General features: G+C 69.7%; 16 protein-coding genes and 1 tRNA gene. 3 read left to right on the top strand and 14 right to left on the bottom strand.

Translation table 11 applies throughout. The features are described from left to right. Positions 1-4: 4 nt before the first annotated feature. From ASD43_RS02225 to serS, 4 genes are all read right to left on the bottom strand, one after another. Positions 5-1,252, bottom strand: a complete 1,248-nt coding sequence (locus ASD43_RS02225; RefSeq protein WP_056413009.1) for an LCP family protein — start codon at positions 1,250-1,252, stop codon at positions 5-7. A 52-nt stretch (positions 1,253-1,304) separates the two neighbouring features. Then, positions 1,305-1,389 (bottom strand) — tRNA-Ser (locus ASD43_RS02230). A 41-nt stretch (positions 1,390-1,430) separates the two neighbouring features. Then, on the bottom strand, positions 1,431-2,252 hold the full coding sequence (locus tag ASD43_RS02235; protein ID WP_056413011.1) for an HAD family hydrolase: 822 nt from the start codon (positions 2,250-2,252) through the stop codon (positions 1,431-1,433). Then, positions 2,249-3,532, bottom strand: a complete 1,284-nt coding sequence (serS, locus tag ASD43_RS02240) for a serine--tRNA ligase (RefSeq protein ID WP_056413014.1) — start codon at positions 3,530-3,532, stop codon at positions 2,249-2,251. The genes ASD43_RS02235 and serS overlap by 4 nt, the downstream gene beginning before the upstream one ends. A 73-nt stretch (positions 3,533-3,605) precedes the next feature. On the opposite strand from serS, the gene ASD43_RS02245 reads away from it, so the two are divergent. Then, positions 3,606-4,604 carry a diacylglycerol/lipid kinase family protein gene (locus ASD43_RS02245; RefSeq protein WP_056413017.1) on the top strand — a complete coding sequence of 333 codons (999 nt, stop codon included), beginning with the start codon at positions 3,606-3,608 and terminating at the stop codon, positions 4,602-4,604. Between the two features lie 36 nt (positions 4,605-4,640). Here ASD43_RS02245 and ASD43_RS02250 read toward each other — a convergent pair whose 3' ends face one another. The 3 genes from ASD43_RS02250 to ASD43_RS17365 form a co-directional block, all read right to left on the bottom strand. After that, the gene (locus ASD43_RS02250; protein ID WP_056413020.1) at positions 4,641-5,378 is read right to left on the bottom strand and encodes a hypothetical protein; all 738 of its coding nucleotides are present in this window, start codon (positions 5,376-5,378) and stop codon (positions 4,641-4,643) included. A gap of 50 nt (positions 5,379-5,428) precedes the next feature. After that, on the bottom strand, positions 5,429-6,889 hold the full coding sequence (gene cls / locus ASD43_RS02255) for a cardiolipin synthase (RefSeq protein ID WP_056413025.1): 1,461 nt from the start codon (positions 6,887-6,889) through the stop codon (positions 5,429-5,431). A 96-nt stretch (positions 6,890-6,985) separates the two neighbouring features. After that, on the bottom strand, positions 6,986-7,159 hold the full coding sequence (locus ASD43_RS17365; protein WP_188042417.1) for a hypothetical protein: 174 nt from the start codon (positions 7,157-7,159) through the stop codon (positions 6,986-6,988). A gap of 112 nt (positions 7,160-7,271) precedes the next feature. Here ASD43_RS17365 and ASD43_RS02260 point away from each other — a divergent pair, with 112 nt between their 5' ends. Next, a complete protein-coding gene (locus ASD43_RS02260; protein ID WP_056413028.1) occupies positions 7,272-8,390 on the top strand; it encodes a DUF4192 family protein in 1,119 nt (372 codons plus the stop codon). Here ASD43_RS02260 and lysS read toward each other — a convergent pair. Continuing rightward, a complete protein-coding gene (gene lysS, locus ASD43_RS02265; protein WP_056413030.1) occupies positions 8,383-9,909 on the bottom strand; it encodes a lysine--tRNA ligase in 1,527 nt (508 codons plus the stop codon). The two genes, ASD43_RS02260 and lysS, sit on opposite strands and share 8 nt — an antisense overlap. 81 nt (positions 9,910-9,990) lie before the next feature. Here lysS and ASD43_RS02270 point away from each other — a divergent pair, with 81 nt between their 5' ends. Beyond that, on the top strand, positions 9,991-11,793 hold the full coding sequence (locus ASD43_RS02270) for a DUF2207 domain-containing protein (protein ID WP_056413033.1): 1,803 nt from the start codon (positions 9,991-9,993) through the stop codon (positions 11,791-11,793). A gap of 1 nt (position 11,794) precedes the next feature. Here the strand turns inward: ASD43_RS02270 and ASD43_RS02275 are convergent, their stop codons facing one another. From ASD43_RS02275 to folB, 6 genes are read right to left on the bottom strand one after another with little or no spacing between them, the layout of a single operon-like run. Then, the gene (locus tag ASD43_RS02275) at positions 11,795-12,499 is read right to left on the bottom strand and encodes a DUF2520 domain-containing protein (RefSeq protein ID WP_056413036.1); all 705 of its coding nucleotides are present in this window, start codon (positions 12,497-12,499) and stop codon (positions 11,795-11,797) included. Beyond that, positions 12,492-14,459, bottom strand: a complete 1,968-nt coding sequence (locus ASD43_RS02280; RefSeq protein ID WP_056413038.1) for a PH domain-containing protein — start codon at positions 14,457-14,459, stop codon at positions 12,492-12,494. The genes ASD43_RS02275 and ASD43_RS02280 overlap by 8 nt, the downstream gene beginning before the upstream one ends. Then, positions 14,456-15,052: a PH domain-containing protein gene (locus tag ASD43_RS02285; RefSeq protein ID WP_056413041.1), complete on the bottom strand. Its 597-nt coding sequence runs from the start codon at positions 15,050-15,052 to the stop codon at positions 14,456-14,458. Before ASD43_RS02285 ends, ASD43_RS02280 begins: the two co-directional genes overlap by 4 nt. Next, the gene (locus tag ASD43_RS02290; RefSeq protein ID WP_056413044.1) at positions 14,988-15,485 is read right to left on the bottom strand and encodes a DUF3180 domain-containing protein; all 498 of its coding nucleotides are present in this window, start codon (positions 15,483-15,485) and stop codon (positions 14,988-14,990) included. The genes ASD43_RS02285 and ASD43_RS02290 overlap by 65 nt, the downstream gene beginning before the upstream one ends. Then, complete coding sequence (gene folK, locus ASD43_RS02295) at positions 15,482-16,021, bottom strand: 2-amino-4-hydroxy-6-hydroxymethyldihydropteridine diphosphokinase (protein ID WP_056413047.1); 540 nt, start codon at positions 16,019-16,021, stop codon at positions 15,482-15,484. Before folK ends, ASD43_RS02290 begins: the two co-directional genes overlap by 4 nt. Further along, positions 16,018-16,404, bottom strand: a complete 387-nt coding sequence (gene folB / locus ASD43_RS02300) for a dihydroneopterin aldolase (RefSeq protein ID WP_056413050.1) — start codon at positions 16,402-16,404, stop codon at positions 16,018-16,020. The genes folK and folB overlap by 4 nt, the downstream gene beginning before the upstream one ends. Positions 16,405-16,407 lie beyond the last annotated feature (3 nt).

Below are 16,407 nucleotides of genomic sequence, written 5' to 3' on the forward strand. Positions count from 1 at the left end.
AGGGTCAGCGCACGTTGCCGTTCGAGCAGGTCTGCTGAGCGGCCGAGTTGCCCTTGATCGAATCCGGCAGCGCCACGACGTTCTCGGAGGTGGCCGAGGGATCGGGCGTCTCGGTGCCGCCCTCGATCGGCGTCCCCGTCTCGGGGTCGGTGAGGATGACGCCGTCGTTCTCGGTGTTCTGGTGCGTCACCTGCAGCTGGGCGTTCGCGTTGATCGCGTCCCACATCTCGGCCGCCGCGGACTGGTTCGCCACGACCTTGTTCGGGTTCTCCGAGTCGGTGTTGGTCGGGTACTGCAGGAACACGATGTCCTCGAACGGCACCGACTTCACCGCGAGAGCGATCTGCACGATCTTCACCGGGTCGGCGAGCGACGTGCTCGTCGTGAGGTTGCGGATTCCCGTGTTGGCGAGCCTGAGCATCGTCGGGACGTTGCCCAGCGTCTCGCTGCTGATCAGCTTGCGCGCGAGGCTCGACATGTACTGCTGCTGATTGCCGATCCGGCCCAGGTCGCTGCCGTCGCCGACGCCGTGTCGCGTGCGCAGGAACTGCAGCGCCTCGAGACCCTGGATGGTCCGCGTGCCGGCCGGGAGGTCGAGGCCCGTGTGGCGGTCCTTGATCGGGTTGGCGAGGCACACGTCGACGCCGCCGATCGCGTTGGTGATCTCGATCACGCCGCCGAAGGTCACCGAGGCCGCGAACTGGATCTCCTGGCCGGTGAGCTTGGTGATCGTCTGCGCGACGCAGTTGAGTCCGCCGTCGGTGTAGGCCACGTTCAACGGCTGCTTGCTCATCGCGGAGTGGACGTTGCCCTCGACATCCTCGCACTCGGGGATCGCGAGCATCAGGTCGCGCGGGAAGCTGACGACGGTGACGCGGCGGGGCTCCTGCGAGACATGGACGAGCAGGTTCACGTCGTTGAGGGTGCCCCCGGAGTCCTTCCCGCTGCACCGATCGCCGAAGTAGGCCGCGTACGCCTCCTCGCAGGTGTCGACACCGGTCAGGAGGAGGTTGAAGCCCTCCTTGTACTCACCGATGTCCGGCGGCACCTCGTTCTTCGTGTCGAGCTCGACCGCGTTGGCCGTGACCGTGCTGGAGAGGTCGTAGACCACGTAGCCCGCGACGCCGAAGCCGCTGACCAGGACCACGGCGAGGCCGATCGCGATGAACTTGAGGAGCTGGTTGAGCGGTCCTGGCGTGTGCAGCTGACCGTGGCGCGCGATCGTGCGACGGCGTCGGGCGGTAGGACTCACTCGGGGCCTTTCGGTTCAGCGTGCGGTGCGGGGGACACCGTGCCCAGTACAGCGGAGGGTGTGGGATTCGAACCCACGAGACATCTCTGCCCACTGGTTTTCAAGACCAGCTCCATCGGCCGCTCGGACAACCCTCCCGACAGACGAATCTGCCGACAAGCCGTGAGTCTAGCCGAACCTATTCTCCCGCGCTGACCTGGGCGGTCGCTGGAAGCGTGTCGAGTGCGGTCGCCAGCCCGCCGTCCTCGACATCGTCGGTGACCTCCCCCGCGGCGTCCTTGACCTCGTCTGGGGCCTGCCCCATGGCCACCGCCCGTCCGCCGATCCCTCGCGCCCAGCCGAACATCCCGATGTCGTTGCGGCCGTCTCCGGCGACGAGCACCCGTTCGCGGTCCATGCCGAGTTCGATGCGAACCCGCTCGAGCGCGGTGCCCTTGTCGACCCCCTGGGGTGCGATGTCGAGCCACGCCGTCCAGCCGATCGCGTACGAGACCTCGTTCAGACCGGCGTCGGAGACGAGGCGGTGGAAGTCCTCCTCGTCATGCCCGGGAGACACCACGACGACGCGCGAGACGGGCTCGGCGGCGAGCTCCTCGAAGCCGACCTGGCGTCCGCCGTCGAGCGTCCAGTCGTCGAGCTGGGCGGTGTACAGGCGCAGCCCCGAACCCAGCTCGACCATGTACCGGGCTTCGGGCAGGCGGTCCCGCAGCAGCGCGAGCACGGGCGACGGATCGAAGGTCTCGATGTGCCAGCGTTCCCAGTCGTCGCCGACCCGACGCATGGTGACCGCTCCGTTGGAGCAGACGACGAACTCCGGGGTGAGGCCGAGCTGCTCGACCCACCTCCGTGTCGCCATCCAGCTGCGCCCGGTCGCGATGGTCACCTCGTGACCGGCGTCGCGCAGGCGGGCGACGGCCTCGGGCACGCCGGGGCTCATCGACTCGTCCTGCAGCAGGATGGTGCCGTCGACGTCGAGCCCGACCAGCCAGGGGGCGGTCACGCCTCGGGCTCCAGCACCTCGAGGCCGCCGAGGTACGGTCGCAGCACCTCCGGCACCCGCACGGATCCGTCGGCCTGCTGGTGCGTCTCGAGCAGCGCGACGATCCAGCGCGTGGTCGCGAGAGTGCCGTTCAGGGTCGCCACGGGCTGCGTCTTGGACTGCACGCCCTCGACGGCCTCGGGGCGGTGGCGGATGTCGAGGCGACGCGCCTGGTAGGTCGTGCAGTTGGAGGTCGAGGTCAGCTCGCGGAACGCTCCCTGGGTGGGCACCCACGCCTCGATGTCGTACTTGCGAGCAGCGCTGGATCCCAGGTCTCCTGCGGCGACGTCGATGACGCGGTAGGCGAGGCCGAGCGAGGTCAGCATCTCCTCCTGCAGGGCGACGAGGCGCAGGTGCTCCGCCTCCGCCTCCTCGGGGGTCGTGTAGACGAACATCTCGAGCTTGTTGAACTGGTGCACGCGGATGATCCCGCGGGTGTCCTTGCCGTGCGACCCCGCCTCGCGCCGGTAGCACGTCGACCAGCCCGCGTAGCGCAGCGCTCCCTTGCCGAGGTCGAGGATCTCGTCCTTGTGGTACCCGGCGAGCGCGACCTCGCTGGTGCCGACGAGGTAGAGGTCGTCGTCCTTGTCGAGGTGATAGACCTCGTCGGCGTGCTCGCCGAGGAACCCGGTGCCCTGCATGATCTCGGGCCGCACGAGCGTGGGCGTGATCAGCGGCACGAAGTCGTTCTGCAGCGCCTTGTCGAGCGCGAGGTTCATCAGGGCGATCTCGAGACGCGCGCCGATGCCGCGGAGGAAGTAGAAGCGCGCGCCCGACACCTTCGCGCCGCGCTCCATGTCGATCGCACCGAGGATCTCTCCGAGCTCGAGGTGGTCGCGGGGTTCGAAGTCGAAGGCGGGGGGCTCGCCCACCGTCCGCAGTTCCACGAAGTCGGCTTCGCCGCCGGCGGGCACGCCGTCGATCACGACGTTCTCGATGCGGGCGAGTGCGACGGATGCCGCCTCCGACGCCTCGTTGGCGGCCTGCTGGGCGTGCTTGACGCGCTCGGCGAGGTCCTTGACCTGGGCGACGAGGGCCGCCTTCTCGTCCTTGGGCGCCTTCGCGACCCGCTTGCCGAACGCGTTCTGCTCGGCTCGCAGCTCCTCGAAGGCGGCGAGGGCCGCACGACGCGATCGGTCGGCCTCGAGTGCGATGTCGACGGTGCCCTGGTCGTTGCCACGGGCGGCCTGAGAGCGGCGGACGATCTCCGGGTTGTCGCGGAGGAGTGCGAGGTCGATCATCCACCAAGTCTATGGTGCGGGCGGGGCTCGGCCCGCGGCGGGACGGGGCGGATGCCGGGGCTAGAGTAGCGCCATGACCACGAGCGCCACCGGCCGACGCCAGGCGGCACTCGTCTACAACCCGATCAAGGTCGACGAGAAGCATCTGCGCGCACGGGTGCGCGATCTGTCCCGCGAGGCGGGATGGGAGCATCCGGCCTTCTATCCGACGACCGTCGACGACGCGGGGCAGCAGGCGACCTCGCAGGCGCTGGAGCGCGACGTCGACGTCGTGCTCGTCGCCGGGGGCGACGGCACCGTGCGTGCGGTCTCCGAAGCCATCGCCGGCTCAGGGGTGCCGCTGGCGATCCTGCCCAGCGGCACGGGCAACCTGCTCGCGCGCAACCTCGGACTCCCCCTCTCGGTCCCCGACGAGATGATCCGCGCCGCCCTCGGCGACTTCCGCCACGCCATCGACATCGGCTGGGCGCGTCTGACGCGGGCGGACGGCACGCACGAGGAGCACGCGTTCGTCGTCCTCGCCGGCATGGGGCTGGATGCCGACATGATCGCCAACACCCGCTCCGACCTGAAGAAGACGGTCGGCTGGATCGCCTACGTCGACGGCGCGGCGCGCTCGCTGGTGACAGCCGCACCGTTCCGCGCGGTGTTCCAGATCGACGACGGGCGCCTGCACTCGACCAAGGTGCACAGCATCCTGTTCGCGAACTGCGGCACCCTTCCCGCAGGGATCGCGCTGATCCCCGATGCATCGATCACCGATGCCGTGCTCGATGTCGCCGTGATCCAGCCGACGGGCGTGCTCGGCTGGCTCGGGGTGTGGCGCAAGATCTGGTGGGACAATTCGGTGCTGCGGCGCTCGCGCGCCGGACGACGCGTCCTCGAGCGCCGGGGTAGGGACGCCTCCGTGCACTACTTCCGCGGCGTGGCGGCCGAGGCCGCGGCATCCGCCCCCACCCCGATCGAACTCGACGGCGACGGGTTCGGCACCGCCGTGCGCATCACGTGCCGGGTGGATCCTCGGGCGCTGCTGCTGGCGCTGCCCGCCGACCACCCCGTCGCGGGCCTCTGAAGCACACCGCAGGACCCGGGGCCGCGGGTCAGCGTGTCAGCCGCGGACGTCGACCGTCCCGTCGAGGCCGCCGCCGACCAGTGTGAGGGTCACGCCGTCGTCGTCGACCGCGTCGTCGCCGAGCTCGATCAGCGTCGCCCGGGGAGCCATGTCCATCGTGCAGACCTGCTGGTCGTCGGTCGTGAAGGTCACCGTGGCGGTCGAACCCGCCGCCTCGACGCCCTCGACGACAGGGATGCAGCTCGACGATCCCCAGGTCAGCAGGACGAGCGTTCCGTCGTCGACCCATCCCGCGCTGGGCAGGTACTCGGTCGACGATCCCGGCGTACCGCTGAACGAGGGGTCCCCGTCGAGATCGACGTCGTCGCGCAGATCCTTGTAGGCGACCTGCAGGGTGATCTCCTTCGTCGGGTCGACGCCCTCGGGAAGAGCTCCGATGCTCGCTCGCGGAGCCAGGTCGTCCGTGCAGACCCGGTCGCCGTCGTCGGCCGGGTCGACCAGCGTCACCGAGACGGTCTGCCCGTCTGCATCGACCTGATCCACCTGCGGCACGCACGTCGACGATCCCCTCGTGACGACGGCGAACAGGCGCCCGTCATCGAGCAGCGTCCCCTCCAGGTCGTCGGAGTCGCCGGAGCTCTGCCCCGGGCCGTTCGACGGGTCGCCGGTGGACTCCGGAGCCGTGCCGACGGGTCCGGACACACACCCCGCGAGGAGCACGGCGACGGCGAACGAGGACACGGCGGCGGCGAGGAGACGCGTGGAGAAGGCCATACGTCCAGGGTAGCCTCGGCGCCCGATCTCGGGCAGGCACCCTGATCTCGCTACTGCAGCGCGGAGGTGAGCCGGGCGAGGTTGTCGAGCACGGTCGAGCGCAGCGGCTGCTGCATCCACTCGTCGAGGGTGAGCTCTCGGCTGAGCGACCGGTATCCGTCCTCGACCGCGCGCATCTCGGCGACGAACTCCTCGCCCCGCACCAGCATCGAGACCTCGAGGTTCAGACCGAACGAGCGCATGTCCATGTTGCTCGACCCGATGACCGCGACCTGGTCGTCGATGGTCAGACTCTTCGTGTGCAAAATGTAGGGCTTGGGGTACATCCGGATGCGCACCCCGGCTTTCAGCAGCACCTCGTAGTAGCTGCGCTGGGCGTGGTAGACCATCGCCTGGTCGCCCTCCTCCGAGACGAAGAGCTCGACCTGCACGCCGCGGTCGACCGCGGCGGTCACGGCCAGCAGCAGCGCCTCGTCGGGCACGAAGTACGGGCTGACGATCATGATCTTCTCTTTGGCCGCGTACAGCAGCCCGAGGAAGAGGCGCAGATTGTTCTCGACCTCGAAGCCGGGTCCGGAGGGGACGACCTGGCAGTCGAGGTCGCCCGACCCCGTCTCGGCATGCGCGATGTCGATCTCCTGCAGGATCTCGTCGGTCTCGCTGTACCAGTCGCTCAGGAAGATCGCGTTGACGCTCAGCACGACCGGACCGTCGATGCGGACCATCAGGTCGACCCAGTGCAGACCGCGCTTGATGTTCTTCGGGAGGTTGTAGGTCGAGTCGGTGACGTTCTGCGAACCGAGGAAGGCGACCTTGCCGTCGACGACGAGCAGCTTGCGGTGATTGCGCAGGTCGGGCCGCTGCATGCGCCCCTTGAACGGCTGTACGGGGAGCATCAGGTGCCAGTGCGCACCCATGCGGTCCAGCCGCGAGATCGTCGCCCGGTACTTCGGTTTCCAGCGATTCGCCCAGTGGTCCAGCAGCACGCGGACATGCACTCCGCGTTCGGCGACCTCCTCCATCGCTCGGAAGAAGTTGTCGGTCGACGCGTCGGACTGCAGGATGTAGAACTCGATGTGCACGTAGTCCTCGGCCTTGCGGATCTCGTCGGCCATCGCATCGAGCGACTCCTGGTAGTCCGAGATCAGGTGCGCACCGTTGTCTCCCGAGATGGGCAGTGCGCCGAGGCGGTGGTTCATCTCGACCAGCGGCGGGAACCAGCTCGGGGCGTCGGGGCGCAGGGTTCCGAAGTGCAGATGCTCGCTCGTGTCGGCGATGTACTCGTTGATCTGATCCTGCTTGCGGCGGCGCACGCGCGGCAGACGCGGATTCCCGATCAGCAGGAACAGGAAGACGCCGACGAACGGGATGAAGAAGACGGCGAGCAGCCAGGCCATCGCAGCGGTGGGGCGGCGGTTCCTCGGGATGACGATGATCGCCGTGATGCGGATCGCCAGGTCGAGCGCCAGCAGGAAGGCGGCGATCCACCATGCCAAGGTTTCCGGCGTCATGCCTCGTCCTCCCGACGGGTCGGCACCTCGACGGCATACGCCTCAGTGGGCACCAGCGGTGCTCTGGCTACACAGTAGCCGATGGTCCGGACGCCCTCAGGAGCGCGGAGGCAGGCCGCGCGCGGCTCGTTCTTCCGCCTCGATCCGCGCGTGCACGCGGCGTTCGGTGCGGTCGAATCGCAGAATACCCCTGAGTACGAAGAAGAACACGACGCTCACTCCGATGGTCGGGATGATCGACCATGCGGCGGCGAGCCAGAAGTTCTCCATGACCCCATGGTACGCGACCGATCACTCCTCCACACTCGACGCCTGTGGCGGAACCGGCCGCGCGACCTGTGGAATCGCGCCACGCTCACGACGTGCCGACGAGACTCCCCTGATGACCACACTCCTTCGCGCATCAGGCTCCGCCGAATTCCTCCAGATGGTGCCGTCCCTGGCCGGCTTCACTCCCCGCGACAGCCTCGTGCTGCTCCCCTTCCACGGCTCGCGCACCAGCGGCGCGATGCGACTCGACCTCCCCCACGACGACGTGCGCACCGAGGACTACGCCGACGCCGCCATCGGGCTCGTGTCCCGGGTGCGCGCTGCGGATGCCGTGGCACTCGTCGTCTACACCGACGACGACGTGCACGTCACCCCCGAGGGACTCGTCCTGCCGTTCGCCATCGCCGTAGACGAGGTGCTCCAGCGGGCCGACGACTCGGGCCTGCGCATCGTCGACGCCCTCTGCGTGACCCGGGGAGGGTGGTCGAGCTACCTCGACGACGATCCGCAGCTGCGGGTGCTCGATCCCCGGGTCCCCGCGGTGCCGGGGGTGGGCGACGTCTCGGGCGACCAGAGGTCGGGCGCCGAGCTTCCCCCGACGGACCTCGCGGAGACCGAACGGGTCGGACGCGCGCTCCGCGACATCGACGCGCTGCTCGAGCGGACTCGGGGGCAGGGGCCGACCGGCCAGGAGAACCCTCAGGCGATCGTGGCGCTCCTCCTGCTCGACGATGTCCCGGCGTTCTTCGAGGCCGCGATCACCGCGCCGGACGACCTTCCGCCCTTCGCGATCGCGGCACTCCTGTGGTGCCTCGATCGTCCGCTGTTCCGCGACGTGGCCCTGGTGCAGTGGGCCACGGACGCGGTCGGAGGCATGCGCACCCTCGAGGCCCAGCTGTCCTTCGCCGACGCCCGATCCAGCGTGCCCGACGATCTCGGAGACGTGTTCCTCGGCCGCGGGCCGACGCCCGACCCCGAGCGCCTGAGACGCGCGCTCTTCCTCGTCCGCATCGCCGCGGCGCGGGCGCCGCGGGCGTCGAGGCCCGCTCCTCTCACGGCCGCCGCGTGGCTGTCGTGGGCACTGGGTCGCGCCAGCCACGCGGCGCACTACCTCGATCTCGTCCGGGCGATAGATCCCGAATACGGACTGGCGGCCCTGCTCGAGACGATGATCGCCGCCGCGGTGCTGCCGGAGTGGGCGTTCCGCCGTGGCGCGACGCCTGCTACTTGACGAGCGGGAAGAGGATCGTCTCGCGGATGCCCAGACCCGTGATGGCCATCAGCAGACGGTCGATCCCCATGCCCATGCCCCCGGACGGCGGCATGCCGTGCTCGAGGGCGCGGAGGAACTCCTCGTCGACGGGCATGGCCTCGACATCACCGCGCGCGGCCAACTTCGCCTGTTCGACGAAGCGCTCGCGCTGGATGACGGGGTCGACGAGCTCCGAGTACCCCGTCGCGAGCTCGAAGCCACGGATGTACAGGTCCCACTTCTCCACCACGCCGTCGATCGAGCGGTGCTCGCGCACCAGCGGCGAGGTGTCCAGAGGGAAGTCCATGACGAAGGTCGGGCGCACGAGATCGCCCTTCACGAAGTGCTCCCACAGCTCTTCGATGAGCTTGCCGTGGGTCTCCTGCGCGGGCAGGTCGACACCGTTCGCCTCGGCGAACGCGACGAGATCCTCGACGGTGTCGGCCGGAGTGAACGGGCGTCCGGCGGCGGTCGACAGCGACTCGTACATCGAGATGCGGTCCCACTCGCCGCCGAGGTCGTACTCGGTGCCGTCGGCCCACGTGACGGTGGTGGACCCCGCGACCGCGACGGCCGCGTTCTGCACCAGCTCCTGGGTGAGCGAGGCCATCTGGTCGTAGTCGCCGTAGGCCTGGTAGGCCTCGAGCATCGCGAACTCGGGGCTGTGGGTCGAGTCGGCACCCTCGTTGCGGAAGTTGCGGTTGATCTCGTAGACCCGCTCGATGCCGCCGACGACGGCGCGCTTCAGGTAGAGCTCCGGTGCGATGCGCAGGTAGAGCTCGGTGTCGAACGCATTCGAGTGCGTCACGAACGGGCGTGCGGATGCCCCGCCGTGCTGCACCTGCAGCATGGGCGTCTCCACCTCGAGGTAGTCGTGGTCGCCGAAGGTCGCGCGCAGACTCGCGTTGACGGCGGCGCGGGCGCGCACGGTCGTGCGGGCCTGCTCGCGGACGATCAGATCGAGGTAGCGGCTGCGCACCCGTCCCTCTTCGCTGAGCTCGGAGTAGGCGTTCGGCAGGGGCAGGATCGCCTTCGCGGCGATCGCCCAGTCGTCGGCCATGATCGACAGTTCGCCGCGACGGCTCGAGATGACCTCACCGTGCACGAAGACGTGGTCGCCCAGATCGACGTACTCCTTCCAGTCCGCGAGCGACTGCTCGCCGACGTTGGCCAGGGAGATCATCGCCTGGATGCGCGAGCCGTCACCGGCCTGCAGCGTCGCGAAGCACAGCTTCCCGGTGTTACGGCTGAAGACCACACGACCGGCGACGCCCGCGATCACTCCGGTCTCCGCACCGGGCTCGAGCTCGCCGTACTCGGCGCGCAGCGCGGGGATCCGGTGCGTCACGGGGACGCTCACCGGAAAGGCGCCTCCGCCGGCATCCGTGCGGTTCGCAACCAGACGCTCGCGCTTCGCGAGCCGCACGGCCTTCTGCTCGTGGACGTCTTCTTCGGTGACGACCGTGGTCGTCTCGGGCGCGGCAGACGCGTCAGTCATTCGGGGCTCCTTGGAAAGTCGGGTCCAGTTTACCGAGGTCGCGCCCCTGCTCCTGCGGCGAAGTCTGGGTAGCCTCGAAGCATGGCAGCCCACAGACTCGCCCCCGTCCTCGCCACGATCGTCGCCGCGGCCGCAGTTCTGTTCCCTGCGGCGGCCGCATCCGCTTCCGTCCCTGTGCCCGCAGCGGAGGCCGACGTCGACGACTTCTCGTACGCGTCGTGGGACACGCAGATCGACCTCGGCCTCGATGAGGACGGACATGCGCGCATGCACGTCACCGAATCGCTGACCGCGCGTTTCCCCGACGTCGACCAGAACAAGGGGATCGTGCGCGGGCTGCTCACGACCTACGAGAACGCGGGAGTCGACCTGCGGGTGCTCTCGGTCACCGACGAGAACGGGGCGGAGGTGCCCTACGAGACCGACGAGGACGACGGCCTGCTGTACGTCCTCACGGGAGACGACGACTACGTCCGCGGCCTCACCACCTACGTCATCGAGTACGAGATGCGGGATGTCGTCCTCGCCGCCGACTCCGGCGTCGACGAGTTCTACTGGGACCTGCTGCCCCTCGACAGCACCCAGCGCATCGATGCGTTCCGCGCCGACATCACCGTCGATCCGCAGATGACGGAGCATCTGACGGGATCCTCGCGCTGCTACATCGGCGTCTCCGGATCGACGGAGAAGTGCGACCTCGCGATGCCCACGCCCGGCGAGTACAGCGTCGAGGCGGTCGACCTCGCTGCCGGCGAAGGGGTGACGGTCGCCATCGGCTTCGACGCCGGTACCGCCGTGCAGCCGACTGCGCGTCAACCCGACCCGGTCACCGACACCGTGCCCGCGCTCGCGGGTCTCGGCGCGGCGGCGCTCTCGGTGGGCAGCTGGTTCGCGGTGTCGGCGTTCAAGCGATCGCGCCGCACCTCGAGCGGGCTCGTCATCGCGCAGTACGACGTGCCCGACTCGCTCCCCCCGCTGGTGGCGGCCACCATCGTGCCCGGGTCGAAGGATGCGATCCCGGCCGAGATCGTCCACCTCGCGGTGCGCGGGGCGCTGCGGATCGAAGAAGGCGCAGAGTCCGAGCAGCCGCGCCTGCGTCGCCTGGACGGCGGCGCCCCCGATCCTCTGGACGCCGAGGCCCTCGACGCGCTGTTCGAGGGAGCCGCCGACGGCGTCGCCGACCTCCCGACATCCAGCGAGGCATTCGCTGCGCGGATGACCACACTGTCCAGGAGCGGCGTCGAGGCAGCGGTGTCCCGCGGGCTCACGACCAAGGCGCGCAGTCGCGTGGCCGTGATCCTGCAGTGGTGCGCGATCGCCCTCGTGCTCGCGGGCTTCGGACTCGGCCTCTGGGGTGTGATCGCGGGCCGTGTCACGGCGCTGCCCGCCTTCACCGCCATCGCGTTCGCGACCTTCCTCGTGCTGCTGTCGAGCTTCTACGGCTTCTCGAAGCACGTCGTGCTGACGGCCGAGGGCGCACGGCAGTACGAGTATCTGATGGGCGTCAAGGAGTTCATCCGGGTGGCGGAGGCCGATCGGCTGCAGATGCTGCAGTCGTACTCGGGCGCCGAGCGGCGACAGGACGGCGGCGCGAACGTGATCGTCGTCTACGAGCGGCTGCTCCCCTACGCCATGCTCTTCGGCATGGAGGACGAATGGGGCGCCGTGCTCGAGCACGTGTACGCCTACGAGCAGCGCGGCGCATCCTGGATCGGCGACCCGAGTGCTCCGTTCCTGCGAGCTCAGCTCATCGGCTTCGCCGCGACCTCCCACGCTGCCGCCTCGTACTCCGCTCCGACCACGGGGAGCTCGTCGAGCGGCGGCTCCTTCGGCGGCGGGTTCTCGGGCGGCGGCGGCGGAGGCGGGTTCTCGGGCGGACGCTGACTCAGAGCAGCGGTTCGGGACTCGACGCGTCGCGAAGCGCTCGCTCGACCGTCGACTGCACCAGCGCAGACAGGTATCCGCCGGGGTTCTCGACCCCGATCTCGCCGAGACGGCCCGTGGCCTGAGCGATGATCGAGCGCGAGAACTCCGTCACCGTCTGGATCACGTCGGCGTAGGCGGGACGATCGGCCTCGTCGATCACGATCGGTTCGCACCCCATCTCCACGGCCAGGGCCTGTGCGATCGGGAGCACCCCCGGCGGGGCGGTGACCGCCGCATAGCTCGCCTGCAACTGGCGCAGGTCGATCGTCGAGCCCGTGAACGTGATCGCGGGGTGCACGGCGAGCGGAATCGCGCCGCTCTGCGCGGCAGGACGCAGCACGCCCACGCCGTAGGCGGGGTCGGTGTGCAGCACGAGCTGCCCGAGCTGCCACCCGCCGACCTCGGCGATGCCGGCGATGAGGTCGGGCAACTGGTCGTGCGGAACCGCGATCACCACCAGCTCGCTGCGGCGCACGACCTCGAGCGGGTCGAGGACCGGGACGTCCGGCAGAACCGCGGAGGCACGGTCGTCATCGGAGCCGCTCGTGATGCCGGTGATCGCATGGCCCGCTCCGGCCAGCGCCGCACCGATCACCGGACCGACGCGGCCGGCCCCGATGATCCCGACCCCGAGCCGACCGTCGCGTCGAGACGGGTCAGTCACGGTCGGGAGCGGGCGGAGCCACCGGAGGAGCGGACGGAGCCACCGGAGGAGCAGGCGGAGCCACCGGCGGAGCAGGCGGACCAGCCGGAGGAGCGGGCGGAACAGGCGGACCAGCCGGCGCAGCCGCCGGCGGAGCAGTCGGAGCCACCGGCGGAGCAGGCGGACCGACTGGCGGAGCAGGCGGAGCCACCGGCGGAGCAGGAGGCGTATCGACCGCCGCATCCGGGGTCTGCCCGGGGTACCCCGGAACCTGCGCACCGTCGGCGTCCGTCACGTACTGACCCCACCGGTGCGTGTGATCGCGTGCCGCCGCGGCGACCGCGGCCGAGCTCACACCGTCGAGCAGGAAGAGGGCGTCGCTCCGCTCGAGTCCGGACAGGTACCCGGTGATGAGTCCCTGCACCGAGTGCACCTGCGCGCCGGAGACCCGCTGCGCCCGATCGACGGGGCCCTGCGACAGCGAGACCCCCTGGAGGCGGGCGAGCGGGAAGATCGCGAGCTTGCGCCACAGGATGCCGCGGCGCAGCAGCAGACCGAACTCGGTGAGCGCGAAGCCGTGCCGCTTCCATGACAGGGGACGGCGCCACCAGGCGCGTCGCGGCATCGTGCGATAGGGGTCGCCCTCCACCGGGCCGAGGATGCCGTGCTCCCAGACCAGCGGGATGTCGGAGACCGGCGCCTCCGGCAGGATGAGCGCGAGCACGCGCTCCACGTCTGCCCGCTTGCCGACGGGGAGCACCACGTTGAACTGCTGCGCCGAGCCCGAGGACTGCTGCGCCGCGCTCTTGCCGCTCATGCGGTTGATCCTGATGGTCCACCAGCCGAACGGCCGCCACAGCAGCGACTGCGTGACCTCGACGGCGAAGATGCGCCCGGGCGGCAGCGTCTCGGTGACGGTCGTGAGCAGCCCGTAGGTGATCCGCACGCCGTCGGGAGTGGGGGCGATCGAGTACCGCAGCGACTTCGAGATCTGCGCCCAGGTGATACCCACGATCGCGACGACCATGGGGATCGCGATACCGAGCGTGATCCCCAGCCCGAGGAATCCGCCGATCGGATCGCCGTCGATCAGGGATCCGATCGCGACGCCGCCGACGGCCACCCCGAAGATGACGCCGAAGAACACGAACCAGAGCACGCTCGAGATCAGCTGCGATCCGATCAGGCGGCCCGTGGGGATCTTCACGACGCTCTCGGGAGCGACGTCGGCGAGATCCACGCCGCTGATGAGGCCGGTGACGCCCTCGTTCATCGAGCCCACGAGCTGGGAGCGGGTGGAGGCGGGTGCGCCCGCGACCCCGTCGTCCCCGGCGCGGGCACGGGCGGCGGCATCCGCGGTGCCCTGGCGCGCCGCCCTGGCACCGGAGGCCAGGCGCAGGATGTCGGTGCGCACCGACTCCGCGCGCCCTGTCGCGAGGTACTCGAGTTCGACGTTCGAGTCGTTCCCCGCCCCCACGACCTCGAGCTTGGCGAGTCCGATGATGCGTGCGGGGAAGGGCCGGGTGAGGTTGACGCCCTGCACGCGATCGAGAGGCGCGCGCCGATGCGAGCGGAACACGATGCCCTTGCGCACCTCGACGTGGTCGCCGGTGATGCGGAACTGCTGGAACCGCCAGACGAACCAGAAGATGCCGACGAGGACCACGACCAGAACGAGCACGCCGAGCAGCACGACCAGGACGAGGTTGTTCGACAGCACCCAGTCGACGGGGTCTCCCCCGGAGTAGTCGTAGTGCTCCTCGCCCGGGGTGAAGAGTTCGACGAACCAGGCGATCAGCCGATCACGCAGGTTCGCGAACGCGATGCCCGCGACGATGATGAGCGCCAGCCCGCCCTTGAACAGCGGGGTGAGCGGATGCATCCGGTGCCATTCACCGTCGGCGAGCGTGGTGAGCCCGCCCGGCCGCTCCGTGTCCGCGCCGGGAGGTGCGGGAGGAGCGGGGGGCTGCTGCTCGCTCACAGGCCCGTCCGGCGGGTCTCGGCGACCTCGATGAGGGTGTCGCGCAGCGCTTCGGCGGCGGCCTGCGTGAGCCCGGGGATCTGCACCCCGGTGGTCGCCGCGGCGGTCACCATCTTGAGCTGGGTGACGCCGAACGCGCGATCGAGCGGGCCCTGGGTGATGTCGACGAGCTGCATGCGTCCGTACGGCACCGCGATCATGCGCTGCCACAGGATGCCCTTGCGGAAGACGATGTCGTCGGCACGCAGCATGTATCCGATCGCCTTCGCCTGACGGGGCAGGATCACCAGCGTGATCAGGGTGATCACCACGACGACCCCCGCGGGGATCCAGACCCAGGTCTGGTGCAGGACGAGCGCGAGCACCACGGCGATCGCGAGGATGAACGCGATGAAGATCACGTTCTGGAGGATCTGCGACACCACGTAGCGCGGCGAGATCTGGTGCCAGCTGCCGTCGAGCTCGAGGCGGGCGTCGTTGCGCGCGGTGCGCAGCGACGGATACGTCCCCTGGTCGAGGGCTGCGAGGTCAGTGACCTCCGCCGAGTTCAGCGGGGCCGGGGTCCCCGGCTCGATCTCTGGGTTCTGAGTCATCAGGATCCTTCGGAAGTATGCAGAACTGTTCGGCGATGAGCGCGGCGACGACGAGCGCGACCGCACTTCCGATCAGCGCCAGCATCGCCACAGTCGACCCTACCGGGGGATCGATCGGCCGGGACAGAAGGAACACCAGCAGCCCCACGCCGAACCCGGCCATGATCGCGCCGAGCAGGCTCGACGCCCGGGCGAGGGTGACGGCGCGGGTCGCGCGGAACGGATCGATACGGATGCCGCTGCGCACGCTCACGCGCACCGGCCACGCCACGCCCAGCGATGCCGCACCGATGAGCAGGAGCAGCAGGGGCAGCAGGAGCGACGGAGTGAAGGTGGTGCGGCCCATGGCCGTGAGCATGTGGTCGAGCACGTAGCCCGCGGCACCCGAGAGGAGCGCGAGGACGACGAGCAGTCCGACGGAGGTGCGCTTCATCGCTGCTCCGCGGCGCGCAGGCTCGTGACGAGGTCCGCGACCCTGCCGCGGCCCGGCAGCTCGGCGTCCGGGTCGAGAGCGAGCCAGGGCTCGAGCACGAAGAGCCGCTCGGCGGCGCGCGGATGCGGCAGCTGCAGTCGCTCGTCATCCGCACTCTCGTCGCCGTAGGCGATCAGGTCGAGGTCGAGCGTGCGGTCCCCCCAGCGTTCGTGCCGCTCTCGGCCGTGCTCGTCCTCGACGGCGTGCAGCATCCCGAGCAGGATGCTCGGAGCCAGACGCGTCGTCATCAGCGCGACCGCGTTGACATAGCCGGGCGCCTCGGGATCCGGACCGTCCAGCCTGAGCGCCACCGTCTCGAACAGCGGCGACAGACGCACGTCGCTGACCAGAGGCAGTCGCGCGATGCGGTCCGCCGCTGCCCGGATGGTGGCCTCACGGTCACCGAGGTTCGCGCCGAAGGCGACGACGGCCACGGCTTCTGCACGTCCGGGGCGGGGGCCGGGAAGGCTGGGCGGGTTCGCCAGGTTGCGACTCATGGTGTGTCCTTCTCGGTCGACCGCGCACGGCGCACGGTGACCGCGACGTCGCTGAATGTCAGGGCGATCGGAGCGTGCGGCTTGTGCACCGTGACCGTGGCGAACTGCACGCGGGAATCCGCCAGGGCGACGTCGGCGATGCGCTCGGCGAGCGTCTCGATCAGGTTCACCGGCTCTCCGGCGACGACGGCGGCGACCTCCTCGGCCAGTTCGCCGTAGTGCACCGTGTCGACGACGTCATCGGAGGCCGCGGCCGCGCGCAGCGACATGGTCAGGAGCAGGTCGATCGTGAACTCCTGACCGTTCTCGCGCTCGTGGTCATAGACGCCGTGCCTGCCGAAGACGGTGAGTCCCGTCAGGACGATCTCATCGAGGGGCTCCATGGT

Origin of the sequence: Microbacterium sp. Root553, assembly GCF_001426995.1 — a bacterium.
GTDB lineage: Bacteria > Actinomycetota > Actinomycetes > Actinomycetales > Microbacteriaceae > Microbacterium.